Genomic DNA, 21,051 nt, shown 5'->3' with positions numbered 1-21,051 from the left:
AGACAATATAACAACTAAAATTTAAATACAATGAAGATTAAAACGCTTGTAGCTGTCTTGCTCCTTTCGGGTGGAGTAACCAGCGCTTTCGCACAGACTGAAGATTGTAATAAGAACAGTAGTATTTCTCATGAAGCAGTAAGAGCAGGTAACTTTAAGGACGCTTATTTGCCGTGGAAAGAAGTACTTAAAAATTGTCCGACATTGAAGTTTTATACTTTTAATGATGGCATAAAGATATTAACAGCTTTCTTGGGTGATATAAAAGACCGTAATTCTGCCGACTATAAGAAGTACTTCGACGAATTGATGGAAGTATATGACTTGAGAATGCAATATACACCTAATTTCCAGCATTTGAAAGGTACACCTTCTGTGGGGGATACGAAAGGAAGTAAGGCTATCAGTTATATTGCATATGCTCCGAATATTGATGTGAATCTGGCTTATACTTGGTTGAAGGAATCTTTGGAATCTGAAAAAGAAGGTTCTAAAAGCCCTATTTTACACTACTTCTTAGATATGTCTTTGAACAAGTTGAAAGCTGACCCCAACCACAAAGAACAATTTATTCAGGATTATCTGACTGACTCTGAATATGCAGATGCTGCTATTGCTGCAGAAAATGATCCTGCAAAAAAGAAGGCCTTGCAACAAGTGAAAGATAATATTGTAGCAATGTTTATCAACAGCGGTACTGCTGACTGTGAATCTTTGCAAGGTATTTATGGTCCTAAAATTGAAGCTAATCAGTCGGACTCTACTTATTTGAAGAAAGCTATCTCTATTCTGAAGATGATGAAGTGTACTGAAAGCGAAGCATATTTCCAAGCTTCTTATTATATGTATAAGATTAACCCGACTGCGGATGCAGCAACAGGTTGTGGATATATGTCTTATAAGAAAGGTGACTTTGATACAGCAGTCAAATACTTTGATGAAGCATTGAATCTTGAAAGTGATCCGGAAAAGAAAGCGCAGTTAGCTTATGTTGTTGCTGCCTCTTTGTTCAATGCGAAGAAGTTGTCACAAGCCAGAAGCTATTTACAGAAAGCTATCAGCTTTAAGGAAAATTATGGTGATGCATATATTCTGCTTGCACAGCTTTATGCTTCCAGCCCGAACTGGAATGATGAGCCTGCGTTGAATAAGTGTACATACTTTGTTGTTATCGATAAATTGCAACGTGCTAAAGCTGTAGATCCGACTGTGGCAGATAAAGCAAATGAGTTGATTTCAACATATGCACGTTATACACCGAAAGCTGAAGACCTCTTTATGTTGGGTATTAAAGCTGGCGACCGCGTTACAGTAGGTGGCTGGATCGGTGAAAGCACAACGGTTCGATAAGAAATATAAATATGTTACCACAACGAAGTAACGTCCTATTTTGTAGAAGTTTGAGCATAACCATTGCCTTTGGGGCAGTGGTTATGCTTCTTTTATTTTCTGCCTGTTCCGGGCGTCATAAAGATTTAGGAGACGCCATCACTGAGCGTGATTCATTGCCTGTGATGGATACGAAAGGGGTGATGACTCTGATTTCTGACTCCGGTGTCACCCGCTATCGCATCAATACCGAAGAATGGCTGGTTTTTGATAAGAAGAATCCATCCTACTGGGCATTCGAAAAAGGCGTTTTTCTGGAGAAGTTTGATTCGGTATTCAATGTGGAAGCAAGTGTAAAGTCGGATACCGCTTATTATTATGATAAGCAAAAACTATGGAAGTTGATGAGCAATGTAGATATTCGGAATCTGAAAGGTGAGAGGTTTGAAACCGATCTGCTCTATTGGGACCAGAATAAGCATACAATCTATTCCGATAGGTTTATCCGCATTGAACAGCCGGACCGTATCATTACGGGACATGGATTCGACTCCAACGAACAAATGACTGTTTATACAATAAGAAAACCAGAGGGCATCTTTTACGTAGATGATGATTCCACAGCACCTACTGACAGTTTGCAAACTGACAGTGTGCAGATTGACAGTATCAAACCATAAATTATGGATACCTATATTTATTTATTGATTACTATGGCTTTTTCTGCCTTCTTTTCGGGCATGGAGATTGCTTTTGTTTCCGTAGATAAACTGCGTTTTGAAATGGAACGTAAGGAGGGTTTGACTTCTCGCATCCTTTCCTATTTCTTTCGTAATTCCAATAGCTTCATTTCTACCATGCTGGTAGGTAATAATATTGCGCTGGTTATTTATGGTATCCTCATGGCGCAAATTATTAAGGTTCATTTGCTGGGTGATTTGATTTCCAATGATTTTGTGGAAGTACTGTTGCAGACGATAATCTCTACACTTATTATTCTGGTGACAGGTGAATTTCTCCCCAAAACTTTATTCAAGATTAATCCTAATCTTGTATTGAAAGTATGTGCTTTCCCCTTGATTATCTGTTATGTCATCTTGTATCCGGTGTCTCAATTGGCTTCCGGACTGTCATACCTCTTCTTGCGCCTGTTTGGAATGAAGATAAACAAAGAGGCGCAAGAAAGAGCTTTTGGAAAAGTAGATTTGGATTATTTCGTCCAGTCCAGCATTGATAATGCTGAAGATGAAGAAGAACTTGACACTGAGGTGAAGATATTTCAGAATGCACTTGATTTTTCCAGCATTAAAATACGTGATTGTATTGTGCCTCGCACGGAAGTTGTAGCCGTTGACCTGACTGCTTCGTTGGAAGATTTGAAGAGTCTTTTTGTAGAGTCCGGCATCTCTAAAATTATTGTATATGACGGAAATATAGATAATGTGGTAGGTTATATCCACTCGTCTGAAATGTTCCGCAATCCTGCCGACTGGCGGAATAATGTGAAAGAAGTTCCCATTGTGCCCGAAACGATGGCAGCACATAAGCTGATGAAGCTGTTTATGCAGCAGAAGAAAACTATTGCAGTTGTGGTAGATGAGTTTGGCGGTACGTCGGGTATTGTTTCACTGGAAGATTTGGTAGAAGAGATATTTGGTGATATTGAAGATGAGCATGACAATACTTCGTATATCTGCAAGCAGATTGGTGAGGGTGAGTATGTGCTTTCCGGTCGTTTGGAAATAGAGAAGGTGAATGAGACATTCAACCTTGATTTACCGGAAGAAGATGATTATATGACCGTAGGCGGATTGATTTTGAACCGTTATCAGAGTTTTCCGAAATTGCATGAGGTAGTGACTATTGATAAATTTCAGTTTAAAATAATTAAGGTTACTGCCACAAAAATTGAGCTGGTACGTCTTAAAGTGGTCGAATAATGGTGGAATGGTATATTTTTTTAGAGAATAAATAGATGCGTATTAGCATTTTTTGTATCTTCGTGCGCTAAAATGAAGTTTGGAGAAAATAATAATAAACAAATAAATCATATTAACTAAAATGGCAACATTACAAAACATTCGGTCTAAAGGACCCTTATTGGTGATTGTAATTGGTTTGGCACTGTTCGCTTTCATTGCAGGAGATGCATGGAAGGTACTGCAGCCGCACCAATCACATGATGTAGGAGAGGTTAACGGAGAGTCACTTTCCGCTCAGGATTATCAGAGCTTGGTAGAAGAATATACTGAAGTTGTGAAATTCTCCAGCGGTTCAAACGCACTTAACGATGAACAAACCAACCAGATTAAAGATGAAGTTTGGAGAAATTACGTCAACAATAAGCTGATTGAAAACGAAGCTAAGAAGCTTGGCTTGTCAGTATCTAAAGCAGAAATCCAGGCAATCATTGATGCAGGTGTACATCCGATGCTGCAACAGACTCCGTTCCGCAATCCGCAGACTGGTGCTTTCGACAAAGATATGCTGAAGAAATTCTTGGTGGATTATTCTAAGATGAATATGGCACAGATGCCGGCACAGTATGCTGAATACTATCAGTCTATGTACAAGTTCTGGTCTTTCTTGGAAAAACAACTGATACAGACTCGTCTGGCAGAAAAATATCAGGCTTTGGTATCGAAGTCTCTTTTCTCTAATCCGGTAGAAGCTCAGGATGCTTTCAATGCAAGAGTAGATCAGGCAGACTTGTTGCTGGCCGCTATTCCTTATTCTTCTATCGTTGACTCTACCGTAACTATTACGGAGGCCGACTTGAAGGATGCTTATGGAAAGAAGAAAGAACAATTCAAGCAATATGTAGAAACTCGCAACATCAAGTTCATTGATGTACAGGTGACTGCAAGCCCCGAAGATAGAGAAGCTATTCAGAGCGAAGTAATGGAATATACAGAACAACTTGCGGGTACTCCGGGTGATTATTCAACTCTGGTTCGTGCTGCCGGCTCTGAAGTTCCTTATATCGATTTGTATTATACATCTAAGGCGTTGCCTACTGATGTGGCAGCTCGTTTGGATTCAGTGTCTGTAGGTGGTGTATATGGCCCTTACTACAATGCAACTGACAACACTATCAACTCATTCAAGAAGTTGGCTACTGCTTCAATGGCGGACTCTATTCAATATCGTCAGATACAGGTGGTTGCTGAAGATGCTACAAAAACAAAGGCTTTGGCTGACAGTATCTATACTGCCATTAAGGGTGGAGCCGACTTTGCAGAGATTGCTAAGAAATACGGCCAGACCGGTGAGGCAACCTGGATTTCTTCTGCTAACTATGAAGGTGCGCAGTTGGATGGTGATAACCTGAAATATGTAAGCACTATCAACACTTTGGATAAGAATGCTCTGACTAACTTGAGTCTGGCACAAGCAAATATCATTTTGCAGGTGATGGATAAGAAGGCTGTTAAGGATAAATATAAAGTAGCAGTCATCAAACGTCCGGTAGAATTTAGCAAGGAGACTTATAGCAAAGCATACAATGAATTCAGCCAGTTTATTGCTTCTAATCCGACTTTGGATAAATTGGTAGCTAATGCTGAAGATGCAGGTTACAAATTGCTGGACAGAAACGATCTGTACAGTTCTGAACATACTATCGGTGGTATCAGAGGTACAAAAGAAGCTCTGAGATGGGCTTTCTCTGCAAAACCGGGTGAAGTTTCAGGTTTGTATGAATGTGGCGAAAGTGACCGTATGTTGGTGGTAGGTGTTTCTGCTGTTATTCCGGCAGGCTACCGTCCGTTGGCTTTGGTGAAAGACCAGTTGAGACTGGAATTGCTTCGCGACAAGAAAGCTGAGAAAATCATGGCTGATATGAAAGCTGCCGGTGCAACTTCGTTCGACCAGTACAAAGCTATGGCAGATGCGGTTAGCGACTCTGTGAAACACGTAACTTTTGCAGCTCCGGCTTATGTACCTGCATTGCGTGCCAGCGAACCGTTGGTAGGTGCTTATGCATCTGTTGCTGAACTGAACCAACTGAGTGCTCCGATTAAGGGTAATGGTGGTGTATTTGTTCTCCAGCCGTATGCAAAAGAGAAGATGAATGAGACCTTCAATCAGGAAACTGAAGAAACGACGTTGCAGAATATGCATGCCCGTATGGCAAGCCAGTTCCTTAACGATTTGTATCTGAAAGCTGATGTGAAAGATTCACGTTATCTGTTCTTCTAAGGAATTATAGAATAATTCGAGATATGAAAGCCGCTTGATGTTATGTCAGGCGGCTTTTTCTTTCTGCCTTTCTGTCATTTTCTGTGCCTGCCATTGCCTTTGTGCAACTTTATTCCTACCTTTGCAAAGATAAACTGGAAAGATTGATAGATAATTATGCCGAAACAAACTCTTTTAGGATTAACACTCGCTGAATTGCAGGAGGTGGTGAAGAGACTGGGAATGCCCGGGTTTGCCGCCAAGCAGATTGCTTCATGGCTGTATGACAAGAAAGTGAACTCTATAGACGACATGACGAACTTGTCGTTAAAACACCGGGATCTCTTGAAAGATGTCTGTGAAGTAGGAGCGGATGCGCCTGTGGATGCGATGCGTTCGGTGGACGGTACAGTGAAATACCTGTATCGGGCAGGTGAGAAGCATTTTGTAGAGGCGGTTTATATTCCTGATGAAGAACGTGCCACACTTTGTGTATCTTCGCAGGTGGGCTGCAAGATGAATTGTAAGTTCTGTATGACCGGTAAGCAGGGCTTTATTGCTAACCTGACTGCCAACCAGATTATCAATCAGATTAATTCCTTTCCGGAACGTGACAAGCTGACTAACATTGTGATGATGGGTATGGGAGAGCCTTTGGACAATTTGGACGAGGTGCTGAAAGCTCTGGAGATAATGACATCCTCTTATGGCTATGGGTGGAGCCCCAAGCGAATCACTCTTTCTACTGTTGGTTTACGTAAAGGTTTCCAGCGCTTTATAGAGGAGTCTGAATGCCATCTGGCGGTCAGTCTGCATTCTCCTGTCGCTATGCAACGCCGCGAACTGATGCCGGCAGAGAAAGCTTTCTCTATCACAGAAATGGTAGACTTGTTAAAAAACTATGATTTTAGTAAACAGCGCAGACTATCTTTTGAATATATTGTTTTCAAAGGTGTGAATGATTCGTTGCTCTATGCTAAAGAATTGTTGAAACTCTTGCGCGGACTGGATTGTCGTGTCAACCTCATCCGGTTTCATGCCATACCAGGCGTAGATTTGGAAGGTGCGGATATGGAAACAATGAATAAACTCCGTGATTATCTGACTTCTCACGGTTTGTTTACCACAATACGTGCTTCCCGGGGGGAAGATATATTTGCCGCTTGCGGCATGCTTTCCACTGCCAAACAGGAAGAGAATAAACAAGAATTAATATAAATTATTAACTTTGGCTCGGATGATATACGTATTCTTCGTAGTTTTGTAAAAACATTAACTAGTAAGTATATGAGAAAGCACCTGTTTTTTTTGAGTTTAGCTCTTGTAGCGATTGCTTTTTCCGCTTGTAGTGGCGGTAAGAAAGGCGTATTTGGTGCGACCTCCAGCGGTCGTGCATATGAGATTTTGGTAGTGGTTGACCCCGCTATGTGGGAGCGTCCTGCCGGCAGGGCCCTTTTTGACGTACTTGATACGGATGTACCGGGGCTTCCCCAATCCGAACGTTCTTTCCGTATGATGTACACTTCTCCGTCAAATTATGATGCTACGTTAAAGCTGATTCGTAACATTATCATTGCTGATGTACAGGACATTTATACCCAGCCTAAATTTAAGTATGCAAGGGATGTATATGCAGCCCCGCAGACCATTCTGACTATTCAGGCTCCCGATGAAGCTTCTTTCGAGAAATTTGTGTCGGAAAACAAGCAGACTATTATCGACTTCTTCACCCGTGCGGAAATGAATCGCCAGATTTCGCAGTTGGAAAAGAAGCATAATGACTATGTGTCTACGAAAGTGAAGAGTATGTTTGATTGTGATGTATGGGTACCTGCAGAGCTTGCTTCTACCAAACAAGGTGAAAATTTCTTCTGGGCAGGTACGAATGCAGCTACCGGCGATCAGAACTTTGTTATTTACTCTTTCCCTTATACGGATAAGAATACGTTTACCAAAGAATATTTTGTGCAAATGCGCGACTCTGTCATGAAAGCTAATATTCCGGGATCTAAGGAAGGCGTGTATATGATGACCGACTCATTGATGACTGATGTGCGTCCTCTCACTGTACAAGGCGAATATGCTTTGGAGGCACGTGGGTTGTGGCGTATGAAGGGTGACTTCATGGGTGGCCCGTATGTTTCGCATATGCGCCTGGATCCGGTAAACCAACGCATTATCGTTGTAGAAGCGTTTATCTATTCACCCGATAAGCTGAAACGTAATCTAATGCGCCAGATGGAAGCTTCTCTTTATACATTGAGAGTTCCGGGTGATAAACAGACGGGAGCAGAAATACCGTTGGGGGTTACAAAAGAGCAGGCTGCTGATCAGGAAAAATAATACTGCTTTGAATACGGAATCACGGCTTTCTATGTCTTTGATATTGAAACTCCGTGATTCTGTGTTCAAAGAATCTAATGTGATATATATATTAAAAAATGGAAGATAATAAAATAAAAGTCGGCATTACCCAGGGAGATATAAACGGCGTGGGTTACGAGGTTATTCTGAAAACATTTTCAGACCCCGTTATGCTGGAACTGTGTACGCCTATTATTTATGGCTCACCCAAGGTAGCAGCTTATCATCGTAAGTCACTTGATTTGCCGACAAACTTCAGTATCGTGAACTCTGCTGCGGAAGCAGCTCACAATCGTCTGAGTGTAGTGAACTGCACGGATGATGAAGTGAAAGTGGAATTCTCGAAAGCTGACCCGGAAGCCGGAAAGGCTGCACTTGGTGCATTGGAAAGGGCAATTGAGGAGTACAGGGAAGGGCTGATTGATGTGATTGTGACAGCGCCTATCAATAAGCATACTATTCAGTCGGAGACTTTTTCTTTCCCCGGTCATACGGAATATATAGAAGAAAGATTGGGAAATGGTGCCAAGTCGTTGATGATATTAATGAAAGATGATTTCCGGGTGGCACTGGTGACGGGACATATTCCTGTCAGCCAGATTGCATCCACTATAACGAAGGAACTGATACAGGAAAAATTGGCTATCTTCAATCAGTCATTGAAGCAGGACTTTGCTATTGGTGCACCGCGTATTGCCGTACTCTCTCTGAATCCACATGCAGGAGATGAAGGGTTGCTGGGCAAAGAAGAGGAAGAAATCATCATTCCGGCATTGAAAGAAATGGCTGCAAGAGGAATTTTGTGCTATGGTCCATATCCGGCTGATGGCTTCATGGGTTCAGGCAATTTCACTCATTTCGATGGTGTACTTGCCATGTATCATGATCAGGGACTGGCCCCGTTCAAGGCGCTGGCAATGGATGAAGGTGTGAACTATACGGCCGGATTGCCTGTGATACGCACCTCACCGGCTCATGGTACTGCCTATGACATAGCAGGAAAAGGATTGGCGAGCGAAGACTCGTTCCGCCAGGCTATCTATGTGTCTATTGACGTATTCCGTAATCGCCTGCGTGATAAAGAAGCACATGCCAACCCTTTGCGAAAACAATATTACGAAAAGCGTGATGACAGCGACAAGTTGAAACTCGATAGTGTGGAAGAAGATTTGTAGTATGACGAAAACGGAAATACAACAGGTAAAATTACGTTTTGGCATCATTGGTAACAATGAAGCATTGATGCGTGCGATAGACGTTGCCATTCAGGTGGCGCCTACCGATTTGTCGGTACTGATTACCGGAGAGAGTGGTGTGGGTAAGGAGAGCTTCCCCCAGATCATCCACCAGTACAGTAGGCGGAAACACGGTCAGTACATCGCAGTGAATTGTGGTGCCATTCCTGAAGGAACCATTGATTCGGAGTTGTTCGGTCATGAGAAAGGAGCGTTCACTGGTGCCATTGGCGAACGGAAAGGATATTTTGGTGAAGCGGATGGAGGAACTATTTTCCTGGATGAAGTGGGAGAGTTGCCTTTGCCTACGCAAGCACGTCTGCTTCGTGTGCTCGAAAGTGGAGAGTTCATTAAAGTCGGTTCGTCTAAGGTGCAGAAGACTAATGTACGCATTGTAGCTGCTACCAATGTGAACCTGACGCAGGCTATTTCCGAAGGACGTTTCCGTGAAGACTTGTATTACCGTCTCAATACTGTACCTATTCAGGTGCCCCCTCTGCGTGAGCGCGGAGAGGACGCATTTTTATTATTCCGTAAGTTTGCTTCAGACTTTGCTGAGAAATATCGTATGCCTGCCATCCAATTGACAGATGATGCCCGGCAGTTGCTGCTTTCTTATTCATGGCCCGGCAATGTGCGGCAATTGAAGAACATTACAGAGCAGATTTCTATCATTGAAACAAATCGTGAAATCAATGGCACTATTCTGAAAGGTTATTTGCCGGATCAGAATAATATGCAACGGCTTCCGGCTTTGTTCGGTGTCAAAGAGTCCAAGAGTTTCGGGAGTGAAAGGGAAATTCTGTATCAGGTTCTCTTCGATATGCGTCAGGATGTGACGGAATTGAAGAAACTGGTGCATGAGATTATGACCGAGCGTGGAAAGACTGCTGCTCCGGCTGTATCGGCCACCTATTATGCCCAGCCACCTGCTGTGGTAACTCCTGTTTCTCCGAGTGTGCCTACTATTATTCATCCTTCCATAAAGCCATCTCATGAAATGGATGAAGATATACAGGATACGGAAGAATATGTAGAAGAATCTCTCTCGCTGGATGAGGTGGAGAAAGAAATGATACGGAAGGCTTTGGAAAAACATCATGGTAAACGCAAGAGTGCGGCAAAGGATTTGAATATTTCCGAGCGTACCTTATACAGAAAGATTAAAGAATATGGATTGGATTAAAAAGATTGCCTCGACAGCTATGCTGCTGGGCATATTACTGATAGTAAATTCGTGTAGTATTAAAGTAGGACTTGCCCCGATTAGTTCGATTGACTATGCTAAGGTGAAGACTATTTCGATAGCTGATTTCCAAAATCGTGCGGAGTATGTCTATGCCCCGTTGGCTACACAGTTTAATCAGGACTTGAAAGATTTGTTTATGCGCCAGACGCGCTTGTCGCTGGTCAATGGGAATGCCGACCTTGAAATTGATGGTGAGATTACCGGTTATAATCAATATAACGAGGCGGTAGATGCGAGTGGATTTTCTTCAAAGGTGAAGGTGACTTTGACGGTAAAGGTTACTTTTGTGAACAATACCGATCATAAAGATGATTTCACCGATCAACAGTTCACAGCTTTCCAGACCTATGACTCTTCCTTGCTGCTGACTGATGTGCAGGATGACTTGATAACCAAGATGGTGAAAGACATTACAGAACAAATATTTAACGCAACTGTAGCTAACTGGTAATATAAGGAATGACGCCTGTACATTTGCAACAATGGATACAGCATCCCGAGGCGTTGAACCGGGATACCTTGTATGAACTTCGTACGCTGGTAGCCCGTTATCCTTATTTTCAGTCCCTGCGCTTGCTCTATCTCAAGAATCTCTATGTGCTGCACGATATTAATTTCGGTGCAGAACTACGTAAAGCGGTATTGTATGTATCAGACCGCCGTGTACTGTTTTACCTGATTGAAGGTGATCGATACGCTCTCCATCCCCGTACTTCGGTGCATGTTGCCGAAAAGGATTTGGAAAAAGAGCCGAGCATTGACCGTACCCTCTCACTGATAGATGCTTTCCTTGCCACTGTTCCCGAAGAACATTCCCAAATGACGGAACTGGACTATGCCATGGATTATACCTCTTATCTGGTGCGGGATGATGAAGAGACAGGCGAGGCGGATACATCATCATCTGTTCCGGCAGAAGTACCAAAGTTGCGCGGACAGGATTTGATTGATGGTTTTATCCGCCAGAGTGAGACAGAAGAAGGAATCAGCCTGAAGTTACCTAAAGAAGAAAAAGTACTTCTGCTGCCTTTGATTGAAGACGATGCGGAAGAAGAGGAAACGATGGTTGCTCCCGAAGAAATCATTCAGCCGGCAGATATAAAAGCAGAACGAGAGGATGAAACGGAGGATGAAGAAACCGATGAGGAAACAATTCCGAAATCAGTTTCCGATGACTTGGATGATAGCTGTTTTACCGAAACTTTAGCTAAAATTTATATCAAACAGCGCCGTTATGACAAGGCACTTGAAATTATTAAAAAATTAAGTTTGAATTATCCAAAAAAAAATGCTTACTTTGCAGACCAAATCAGATTTTTGGAGAAATTGATTATTAACGCTAAATCAAAATAACAAAATGTACTTATTATTAGTTATCTTAATGGTGATTGCATCCTTGCTGATGTGCTTCATTGTATTGATTCAAAATTCCAAAGGAGGCGGTCTGGCATCCGGCTTTTCTTCTTCTAATCAGATTATGGGTGTGCGTAAGACTACTGACTTCTTGGAAAAAGCGACATGGGGTTTGGCTGCATTCATGGTTGTAATGAGTATTGCTACAGCTTATGTTGTTCCTACTGCTTCTGGTAGAAGTGGCGATGTAATTATGGAACAGGCTCAGCAAGAAGAGAAAACCAATCCGTATAATATGCCGTCTGGTACAGCTGCTCCGCAGACAGAAGCTCCCGCAGCTCCTGAAACTACTGCTCCGGCTACTGAAGAACCAGCTAACTAAAGCTATGCGCGGATGAACCGCAAACAGAAATAAGAGAGAGGTTGACACTGAAAAGGTGTCAACCTCTTTTCTTTTTATGCCAGATTTAATTACCTTTGTCGGGATTATGCAATCTAAAGCAATAATTTGAAATCTTATATAAATAGTACAATGACAGAACAATTGAAACTTAAATTGAATGACTCCAAAGCTACCCGATGGGGCGCGTTGGTGATTGTTGCCTTCACGATGATGGCAGCTTATTATGTAAACGACGTGGTAGCACCGTTGAAAACGATGTTGGAGACAGACTTGGCGTGGTCGAGTACCGACTTTGGATTCTTTACCGGCGGTTACAGTTTCCTGAATGTATTCTTCCTGATGCTGATTTGGGGAGGACTGATTCTTGACCGTTTTGGTATTCGCTTCACAGGAAAACTGGCAACCATCCTGATGGTAGGAGGTACGGCGCTCGAATATTATGCAATGACAGGACTTGCAGGTGCGGATGCGACACTTTTTGGAGTTAATGAAATATTCGGTTATAAAACAGGTGTGTTTGTAGCTTTTGCCGGTTACTCCATCTTTGGTGTAGGTGCGGAAGTTGCTGGTATCACAGTTTCTAAGATTATCGCTAAGTGGTTTAGAGGAAAAGAACTGGCGACAGCTATGGGAGTACAGGTAGCACTGGCACGTATCGGTTCGCAAGCCGGTTATGCAGTAGCTATTCCTATGGCACGTGCTTTAGGACTTCCTTCTCCGGTATTATTAGGACTGATATTGCTGGTGGGTGGTTTGATAGCTTTCTTTATCTTCTCCGTGATGGATAAGAAGCTGGATAAGCAGATGGAAGAAGCTGCCATAGCAGCCGGTACGGAAGGAGAGGAAGAGAAGTTCTCTTTCAAAGATGTGAAGAATATCTTGGTTAATCCGGGATTCTGGCTGATAGCTTTGCTCTGTGTGTTATTCTATTCATGTGTGTTCCCTTTCCAGAAGTTTGCTTCCGAATTGATGATCATCAAATATGGCATTAATGAAAATGTGGCAGGAACTTTTGCCGGACTGCCAGCATTGGGTGCATTGATTCTTACTCCGGTGTTTGGAGGGTTTATTGATAAGCGCGGTAAATCGGCTTCCATTATGATATTAGGTGCTGCCATGCTGATAGGTGTACACTTCATATATGCCATCCCTGCCATTGACTACTGGCTGGTAGCTATTGCATTGATGATTATTCTGGGTATTGCTTTCTCTCTGGTACCGTCTGCCATGTGGCCCGCTGTAGCCAAGATATTCCCAGTGAGCCAGTTAGGTACAGCCTATGCATTGATATTCTTTATCCAGAATATTGGTCTGTGGGGTATTCCTACTCTGATAGGTAAAGTACTTGATGTTTATTGTATAGTCGGGCAAAAAGCTGATGGTACAAATATGTATGACTATACGATACCGATGTGTATCTTTACCGGTATTGCTTGCTTATCTCTTGTGGTAGCCTTTTTATTGAAGAGGGCAGATAAAAAGTATGGTTATCAATTGGAAGAACCTAATATTCAAGAATAGGTAAAAAACGGATTATGGGAACACTTGAAGGGAAAGTCAGTCTACTGGATGCTATTCCGGTGCGTTGTGACCATATCATGACCGAATGGGAAGGAGATTGTGCTGTAATCTCCTATCCCCGGTTTAAGTATGAATGGATGCGCCGTCTTTTGTTACCCAAGAGTATGTCTCCTGACATTCATATCCGTCTTGAAGAGCATGGCAGTGCTGTCTGGAATCTGATAGATGGGCAGCGTACCGTGCAAGAGATACTTTCCCTGCTTGCCGAACATTTCCATCCTGACGAAAATTATGCTTCGCGAGTTACGACCTATGTGATGCAACTACAGAAGGATGAACTTATTAAATTGAAAATTGAGAATTAAAAATTTCCTCACTCTTTGTCTACTTTCACCAAAGCTCCTGTATCAGGGTTGAATAATACTTTTATTGTAGAGTTTTTATTGAACAGCACGGGAGCAAGATATTCGACTACACCAAATTGTGTGATAGGGATTTCTGCATTATACAACTCCTCGTTGTGATAGCTCAATGTAACTTTTGCTCTGCCGGGTGCGTTGTAGGCAATGCCATCCACTTGTTTCTTGGGTAGCTCAGCAGGAATAGTAATGGTTTTGAGGTCGGTCACTGTGATGTAAATAGGTTCGCCTGCCAAGTCATTATTGGCTACAACTCCCAGTTTCTTTGAGAAACGAAAAGCAACTTCATTTTGCATCTCTTTAGGGACAATGCGGAAATTATATGTCTTTTCTTCGACTTCTACCTTACCGGCAAACATCTCTGTCAAGGCACGTTCCTGCAGAGTCAGGTTGTCCAGCATGAGTTTCAGTTGTGCACCGTCTTTGGGCATGTTGTCTGTTTCGCCACGCAACAGGGCATTTTTGCTTTCGCGGATGCTGTAAATTTCCTTAGCTACCAGTTCTGCCATCTTTGCCGTTGAGTTTGCCATCAGAATTTCTTCTGTCAGGAAATTGCGGGGATTGAGGTTAGAGGCGTTATTCGCAGTTTTGGGCTGTATCGGGGTTACCTTCTTTTGTCCACTGCCCAGTGGCATGTTGATAGAGTAGACGATGCCGTCCTTGCTCAACTCAATAAGAGGGGCTACGGTTTTGTCCTTCATCTTCACAAAATATACGTTTTCTTTATCGGGTACACCGATAACTTCCGTTTGTATCTTGTCCAGTGTCCAGTAGGTTTCCGGTTCGGGAGAGACGTTGTTCAATCGTAGATAGCGGTCGGCATACTTCGAGAATTCTCCGGGAGTATAGGTGTTTTTGGTAACTTGCACGGTGAGTTCAATTTCCGTTTTAGGCAATACATAAGTCACCCCATAGTCCTTGCCACGGGTGACACCGGCTGTCACTTCCGTTTGGGCTACAGCGGTCACGGAGAATAACAGGGCTGAAAGCAATACTATATTCTTTTTCTTCATAAGTCGCGTTGTTAAAACAATTTCGGTTAAGGGACAAAGTTAATGAAGTTATTTTTGTCAAGAGTAGAATTACAGAATATTAACAGAATAGGCTGTTGTTAAGGATTGCCGTCTCTTTTAGTCCCGATAGATGGTGTGTGTCGTCTCGATAGATGGTGTGTTTTATCCCAATAGATGGTCTGTTTCGCCCCATGAGACGATGTGTTTCTCTTTTTGAAACGATTCGTTTCATGCTTTGAAAGCGTTTTTCCGGTCAAGAAGTCCGGTGAATATAAAAAAACAGGGAGAAGCGAAAGTTTCTCCCTGTTACTATCTATGAATCCGAATCTAAATCAGGATTATGATGACAAATATACGATATTAAACACCGGAAGTCAAGCTTTTGCCCGGTTATTTTACGAATTGGACGCAAACGGGCTTATCCACCTTGATGTCCTGATGGGTATCAGATAACAGTCCTGTGATGGGATCGCGTTGGAATACCTGAATTACATGGCTGTCCCGACAAGCTGCCAACAGATACTTTCCATTCGGTGTGATGATGAAGTTGCGCGGATGAATGCCTGTCAATTGGTATCCTGCCTTTGCCAGCATACCGGTTTCAGGATTTACTTCAAAGATAGCAATGCCGTCACCTTTCAGGCGGTTGCTGGCATAGAGGTATTTCCCGTCGGGACTGAGGTGTATATCTGCGCTGCCACGTGCACGGAGTGTATCGGCGGCAATGGTCTGTATCTTTTCTAATTTCCCATCCAAATAGCTGAAAGCGGTTATATTACCGGATAACTCACTAATAAGGTAGGCGTACTTTCCGTTGGGACTGAATGTCAGATGGCGAGGGCCGGAATTGGAATCCACTTCGATGGCTTCGGCAGAGGGGTGGGGGATGATACTCTTCGGATGCATGACGAATCGCAGGATGCGGTCGGCGCTGAAATCGGTGGCGAAGATATATTTCCCGTCCGGAGAGAAAACGGCGCAATGCACGTGGGGCGTTGCTTGCCTGCCAGCATCCGGACCACCGGTGCTACCTTCAAAAAGGGTATCGGCAGGTTCCAGTGAACCGTCTTTTTTCAGCGGGAAGATGGACATACTTCCGCCACTATAGTTGGCTGTAAGTACTTCTTTTCCATTAGTGGAAACGTAGCATGGGTCAGCACCCATAGTTGGTTGGCGGTTCAACAGGCGGAGCTGTCCTGTCTCTTTGTCGAAAGAGAAAGCATTGAGTGCTGCCGTTGTATCGTTCATTTCACTGACGGCATAGATGAACTTTCCGTCTTCGGAAGGAATGAGATAAGAAGGATTGGGCACTTCAATGGAGCTGAGTGCCGTTGCCATACCTGTTGCCTGATTGAAACGGAAGGTATAGATGCCTTTACTGTTTCCGTCGGTATACGTGCCCACCAGCATGGTGAGTTCATCGCTTTCACTGTTTACGTTTCCCGCCTTACGAGGAGAGCAGGCCACCATGGCTAATCCAAGCATAAAGAAAAGAAGAGATTTCATGAGTGATTAGTATTTAATGATTAGTGATAAGTACTAATCACTCATCACTAGTCCGTTAATCGTTAATTTTCACTTCCGCCACTCCTACACGGTCATCGTTCAGCACGATACGCAAGTCGCTGGCGGTAGTTCCCTTGAACGTGTATGAAATCAACTTGCCGTACTCGCTGACTGTGCCCGAATAAACCGTCAGGAACTGTCCGCCACCGCCCGAAAGCTGTATCTCAAACTCTGCCGGCAGACCGTTGCTTCTGTTGAATGCAATGGAAACACCATCTACCTTAGAACCGTTCTCTAAGGCAAAGGTAATATAATCTCCTTTATTTCCCTCCCAAATAGTATTCATTTTTTTATCAAGTACGTTCATTACGCTTTCCAGATTGGTACTGGCAGTCACAGGACTATCTGTTTTAGCTTGCATTTGTACAGGAGCGTCAGGGTCTTCTACTGTCAACATTCCATTCAAGCGGATGTCTTCGGAAGAGGCGCCTACCATGATGCTGAAGTCTCCGGGTTCTACTACCCATTCCATGTGCTTATCCAGTAGTTCCAGATGTTTGCGGTCAAGGATGAAGGTGACTTCTTTCGTTTCTCCCGGTTGCAGATGGACACGCTCAAACCCTGCAAGGTTCTTTTCATAAGTAGTAACGCTACTCAGCATATCGCGAATATAGAGTTGCACAACTTCATCTCCTGCACGTTTTCCGGTATTGGTAACTTTGCAGCGTACGGTTGCTTTTTGGTTGGCAGTCATCATTTTCGGACTGATTTCAATGTTGGAATATTCGAAGGTGGTATAACTCAGACCATATCCGAAGGGATAAAGTGACCCATTGACACGTGACATATTTCCATCCGGACCCGGATTCTTCCCTCCATCAATCTGCGAAGAAGGCTTGCAGGGGAAGTTGAAGGGGATTTGTCCCACACTTTTAGGGAAAGTAACAGTCAATTTTCCGCCCGGATTATAGTCTCCGAAGAGCACATCAGCCACTGCTGTTCCACCTTTGGAGCCCGGATACCAGGTTTCCAGAATGGCGGGGACAAACTTATCCGCCCAGTTGATGGAAAGTGGGCGACCATTAATCAACACCAGTACAACGGGCTTTCCCGTTGCCTGCACGGCTTGAAGAAGTTTCAGTTGCCGTCCCGGAAGGTCGAGACTGCTGCGTGACTTGTTTTCACCACAGGTGCGTTGTCCGCCGCCTAATACAACGACAGCCACATCTGCCTTGCGTGCATTCTCTACGGCTTTGTTTATTTCTGCTTGCTCTTCATTCGTCATAGGATATTCGATGAGTTCGCTTTCCGGCCAGTTGGCATCTACAAGGTCGCAACCCTTTGCATACAGCACTTCTGCTTTGCCTTCGGCCTTTTGGCGGATACCTTCCAATACTGTGATTACTTCTACTGCCAACGGGCCGTAGTGCGTCAGTGCGTAGCCTTCTTCATTAGCATTCGGGCCGCATACGGCTATTGTTTTTATGTTGTTGATGTCCAGTGGCAATACGTTGTTTTCATTCTTTAATAAGATGAGGCTTTCGCGTGAGGCTTGTAGGGCTACTGCTTCATTCTCGGCTTTTTCCACTTCTTTATCGGCCCCTGCAAGGTCAGTCTGATAGGGAGCATCAAACAGTCCGATAAGGAACTTTACACGTAGGATGTCACGTACACGGTCGTTGATGATGTCTTCGCTCAATCCGCCTTCTTTTACCAGTTCGCGGAGCGGCAATACATACGAGTCCGGTGAGCGGAAGGTGCAGCGTACATTCAAACCCGCCTCCACACTTTGGCGTACGGCTTCTTTCATGTCTTTGGCAGTGCTGTGTTTCGTATAGAGATATTCTACGGCGTCACTGTCGGAAACGACGTATCCGCGGAAGCCCATTTCGCCACGCAGGCGTTTAGTTAGCCAGTAATAACTGCCTTGTATGGGGATGCCGTCGTAGTCGTTGTACGAACTCATCACACCCAGCATACCTGCTTCTTTTATGACCCGTTTGAAGGGATAGACGTGTATCATCTCCACTTCGCGCGGAGACATTTGTGGGTCTACGCGTGCCATACCTTCGCGAGCACCCTTGTTATTGCTGTAGGCCACAAAGTGCTTTCCGGTGGCAGCCACTTGGTGGTTGTGCTGCATGCCTCGCACCATTTCAATACCCAGTTCAGCAACGAGGTAAGGAGATTCTCCGTACACTTCTTCATATCGTCCCCAACGCTGGTCGCGGCCTACATCGAGAATAGGGGCATAGACGTTGGTATATCCCAGCATGCGGGCTTCCCGTCCGGTGATAAGTCCCACTTGATGTATCAGTTTGCGGTTCCAGGTATGACCTAATCCCAATTGGGTGGGGAAGTTGGTAGCACGGTAGCTCTCTACGCCACGGATGCCTTCATTGGTAAAATCCACGGGAATGCCAAGGCGGGTTTCTTCAATGAAGAAGCGTTGCACTTCGTTCAGTGCCCAGGCATGGCGGGAGGCTGGCCATACATTCGGATTATCCGATGGCGGGAGTCCCCATTGTTGGAAGCCGTTCAAGTGTTCGTCAATGGCACCTATGCCATCTTTCCAAAGCATTTGTTTCCATTCGGGAGTGGGCAGGTCATCTTTTAGTACGCGTTTATAGCCGTAGAGTGTGACCATCTGACAGGTCTTTTCGTCCAGTGTCATCTGGCTGAGCAGGTCTTCAATGCGTGCGTCCAGCGTGGCATTGGGGTCTTCGTACACATCTTTCACTCCGTTTTTGTTGAAGTCTATCCATCCTTTCCGGTACATCTCGCTTTTTGTAGGTTTGTACACGGATGGAATCTTCTGGGCTGATAATAGACAGGTGCCACTTAATAGCAGGCAAGTCGTAATTATTCTTTTCATGGTATATCGTTTTTCTTTTAAATCTATAGACAAAGATACGGCAATTCAAGGGGAGGGAGTGGACAAAATTGTCCATGTTTGTGTATGATATATTCCACTGATAAATAATTCAAAAGAATAAGCCTCCACAAACCCTAATCAGTGATTTGTGGAGGCTTCGGGAGAATCTGGGGACAGGTTCATCTGTTGAAGATGAATGCATCTGTTATCTTGTAGTTTAAATATTCATGTTTTTATTAGTCAGTAACTGCCCTTTATATTCACCTGTTAATGTACGGAAGAAAGCGACGATTTTATCGACCTCCTCTTGGGGCAGGTCAATGCCTAACTGATATTTAGCCATTGCACGGATGGCATCATCCATGGTGGCCATACTTCCATCGTGGAAATAGGGAGCGGTAAGTTCGATATTTCTTAAACCGGGAACTTTGAAACGATGGCGGTCGCGTTCCGCCTGGGTTTGTTTGAAACGGCCATTGTCTTCTTCGGTCATTTCTGCCTGGCGGTCGGCAAAGTAATCATGTTGTACACCAATCAGTTCGTAAGATTGTCCGCCCAGTATTTCTCCTACGTGGCAGGTGGCGCAATCGTACTTTTTGAAAAGCTCGTATCCTGCCATTTCATTTTTAGTGATGGCGTCTTTCTGACCTTTCAGATAGCGGTCGAAGCGTGAGTTAGGGGTTAATAGTGTCTTTTCGAACTCTTGAATGGCATTGGTGATATTCTTTTCACTCAATCCGTCGGAATATACTTCATTGAATGCTGATACGAAATTCTTGTCTTCTGCCAGCTTATTGATAATCTGGTCGAATGATTCGCAAGCCATCTCTACGGGATTCAAGGGAGGACCGGCAGCTTGTTCGGCAAGTGTTCCGGCACGTCCATCCCAGAACTGAACGAAGTTGTAAGCTGCATTGTACACTGTCGGAGCATTTACGCCACCAAACTGGCCGCCTACACCTTCGGAATATTGCTTATTGTCCACACCGCCTGTATCCAGCCCGTGGCAACTGGCGCATGATACGGTGTTGTCGGCTGACAAGCGGGTGTCATGATACAATAAATTACCAAGAACCACTTTACGCACATCTACTGCGATGGAGTCAGCAATGGGACGAATGGGTTCATTGGCGAATTCGGGAGCCACTGAGATGTCTTCATACATACCCATGCGGTGGTTCTTTACCCAGTCCAGTGCTACTTTTTTCTTCGCATCGTTAAAGGAAGCTCCCCAATGTACCAGATAATACTTGGCTTGCGGCATTTTTCCGTCAAGAATCACTTTCTCCACTTTGGCTAGGTCTACCGGATTGAGGGGGTGACCTGCTTTTAGATCTTTCTCCATTTGAGTCATGTCGAAGGCACGGTAAGCCTTGCTAACATCTTCCATGACAACTTTTCCTGCCACAGGCACATTTGCATAGAATGGCAAATCCGGAGTTGAGGTGTGACATCTCAAACATCCTGCATCCGTAATGAGCTGTTGCATTTGGGCGTTTGCTTCCAAATCAGCAGAGGGCACCCGGTGCATGAGCCGGTAAGTGACTGCTAATGCTGTCACTACTACCAACAGTGCCACGATTAGTTTTGTACTTTTCTTCATAC

At 44.0% G+C, this 21,051-nt stretch carries 17 protein-coding genes; 13 read left to right on the top strand and 4 right to left on the bottom strand.

The annotated features are described in order from the left end of the window. Nucleotides 1-30 precede the first annotated feature (30 nt). The 13 genes from HMPREF9447_RS06425 (at nucleotide 31) to HMPREF9447_RS06365 (ending at nucleotide 13,998) form a co-directional block, all read left to right on the top strand. Nucleotides 31-1,350, top strand: a complete 1,320-nt coding sequence (locus tag HMPREF9447_RS06425) for a tetratricopeptide repeat protein (protein WP_009128889.1) — start codon at nucleotides 31-33, stop codon at nucleotides 1,348-1,350. A gap of 11 nt (nucleotides 1,351-1,361) precedes the next feature. Beyond that, nucleotides 1,362-2,009: an LPS export ABC transporter periplasmic protein LptC gene (lptC, locus tag HMPREF9447_RS06420; protein WP_009128888.1), complete on the top strand. Its 648-nt coding sequence runs from the start codon at nucleotides 1,362-1,364 to the stop codon at nucleotides 2,007-2,009. Nucleotides 2,010-2,012: 3 nt separating this feature from the next. Beyond that, nucleotides 2,013-3,269 carry a hemolysin family protein gene (locus HMPREF9447_RS06415; RefSeq protein ID WP_009128887.1) on the top strand — a complete coding sequence of 419 codons (1,257 nt, stop codon included), beginning with the start codon at nucleotides 2,013-2,015 and terminating at the stop codon, nucleotides 3,267-3,269. 121 nt (nucleotides 3,270-3,390) lie between these two features. After that, entirely contained in the window at nucleotides 3,391-5,529 is a 2,139-nt protein-coding gene (locus tag HMPREF9447_RS06410) for a SurA N-terminal domain-containing protein (RefSeq protein ID WP_009128886.1), read from the top strand. 156 nt (nucleotides 5,530-5,685) lie between these two features. Next, entirely contained in the window at nucleotides 5,686-6,726 is a 1,041-nt protein-coding gene (gene rlmN / locus HMPREF9447_RS06405) for a 23S rRNA (adenine(2503)-C(2))-methyltransferase RlmN (RefSeq protein WP_009128885.1), read from the top strand. Between the two features lie 69 nt (nucleotides 6,727-6,795). Continuing rightward, entirely contained in the window at nucleotides 6,796-7,851 is a 1,056-nt protein-coding gene (locus HMPREF9447_RS06400; protein ID WP_009128884.1) for a DUF4837 family protein, read from the top strand. Between the two features lie 98 nt (nucleotides 7,852-7,949). Then, the gene (gene pdxA, locus HMPREF9447_RS06395) at nucleotides 7,950-9,047 is read left to right on the top strand and encodes a 4-hydroxythreonine-4-phosphate dehydrogenase PdxA (RefSeq protein ID WP_009128883.1); all 1,098 of its coding nucleotides are present in this window, start codon (nucleotides 7,950-7,952) and stop codon (nucleotides 9,045-9,047) included. A 1-nt stretch (nucleotide 9,048) separates the two neighbouring features. Then, nucleotides 9,049-10,293 carry a sigma-54 interaction domain-containing protein gene (locus tag HMPREF9447_RS06390; RefSeq protein ID WP_009128882.1) on the top strand — a complete coding sequence of 415 codons (1,245 nt, stop codon included), beginning with the start codon at nucleotides 9,049-9,051 and terminating at the stop codon, nucleotides 10,291-10,293. Next, nucleotides 10,280-10,807 (top strand): LptE family protein, encoded by a 528-nt coding sequence (locus HMPREF9447_RS06385; RefSeq protein WP_009128881.1) that lies wholly within the window; start codon nucleotides 10,280-10,282, stop codon nucleotides 10,805-10,807. Before HMPREF9447_RS06390 ends, HMPREF9447_RS06385 begins: the two co-directional genes overlap by 14 nt. 8 nt (nucleotides 10,808-10,815) lie before the next feature. Beyond that, the gene (locus HMPREF9447_RS06380) at nucleotides 10,816-11,709 is read left to right on the top strand and encodes a hypothetical protein (RefSeq protein ID WP_009128880.1); all 894 of its coding nucleotides are present in this window, start codon (nucleotides 10,816-10,818) and stop codon (nucleotides 11,707-11,709) included. Nucleotides 11,710-11,713: 4 nt separating this feature from the next. Next, on the top strand, nucleotides 11,714-12,091 hold the full coding sequence (gene secG, locus HMPREF9447_RS06375) for a preprotein translocase subunit SecG (RefSeq protein ID WP_009128879.1): 378 nt from the start codon (nucleotides 11,714-11,716) through the stop codon (nucleotides 12,089-12,091). A 150-nt stretch (nucleotides 12,092-12,241) separates the two neighbouring features. Next, complete coding sequence (locus tag HMPREF9447_RS06370) at nucleotides 12,242-13,633, top strand: MFS transporter (RefSeq protein WP_009128878.1); 1,392 nt, start codon at nucleotides 12,242-12,244, stop codon at nucleotides 13,631-13,633. A 14-nt stretch (nucleotides 13,634-13,647) separates the two neighbouring features. After that, nucleotides 13,648-13,998: a PqqD family protein gene (locus HMPREF9447_RS06365; protein WP_009128877.1), complete on the top strand. Its 351-nt coding sequence runs from the start codon at nucleotides 13,648-13,650 to the stop codon at nucleotides 13,996-13,998. 8 nt (nucleotides 13,999-14,006) lie between these two features. On the opposite strand, the gene HMPREF9447_RS06360 is transcribed toward HMPREF9447_RS06365, so the two are convergent. The 4 genes from HMPREF9447_RS06360 to HMPREF9447_RS06345 all read right to left on the bottom strand — a co-directional run bounded on the left by HMPREF9447_RS06360 (nucleotide 14,007) and on the right by HMPREF9447_RS06345 (nucleotide 21,049). After that, nucleotides 14,007-15,065, bottom strand: a complete 1,059-nt coding sequence (locus HMPREF9447_RS06360; RefSeq protein WP_009128876.1) for a DUF4831 family protein — start codon at nucleotides 15,063-15,065, stop codon at nucleotides 14,007-14,009. A 390-nt stretch (nucleotides 15,066-15,455) separates the two neighbouring features. Continuing rightward, nucleotides 15,456-16,571, bottom strand: coding sequence for a lactonase family protein (locus HMPREF9447_RS06355; RefSeq protein WP_009128875.1), 1,116 nt, complete (start codon nucleotides 16,569-16,571; stop codon nucleotides 15,456-15,458). A 55-nt stretch (nucleotides 16,572-16,626) separates the two neighbouring features. Further along, entirely contained in the window at nucleotides 16,627-19,446 is a 2,820-nt protein-coding gene (locus HMPREF9447_RS06350; RefSeq protein WP_009128874.1) for a beta-glucosidase, read from the bottom strand. A gap of 217 nt (nucleotides 19,447-19,663) precedes the next feature. Beyond that, a complete protein-coding gene (locus HMPREF9447_RS06345; protein WP_009128873.1) occupies nucleotides 19,664-21,049 on the bottom strand; it encodes a cytochrome c peroxidase in 1,386 nt (461 codons plus the stop codon). Between the last annotated feature and the right edge of the window lie 2 nt (nucleotides 21,050-21,051).

This window comes from Bacteroides oleiciplenus YIT 12058 (assembly GCF_000315485.1).
GTDB lineage: Bacteria > Bacteroidota > Bacteroidia > Bacteroidales > Bacteroidaceae > Bacteroides > Bacteroides oleiciplenus.
This window is presented reverse-complemented; position numbering and strand designations above follow the sequence as displayed.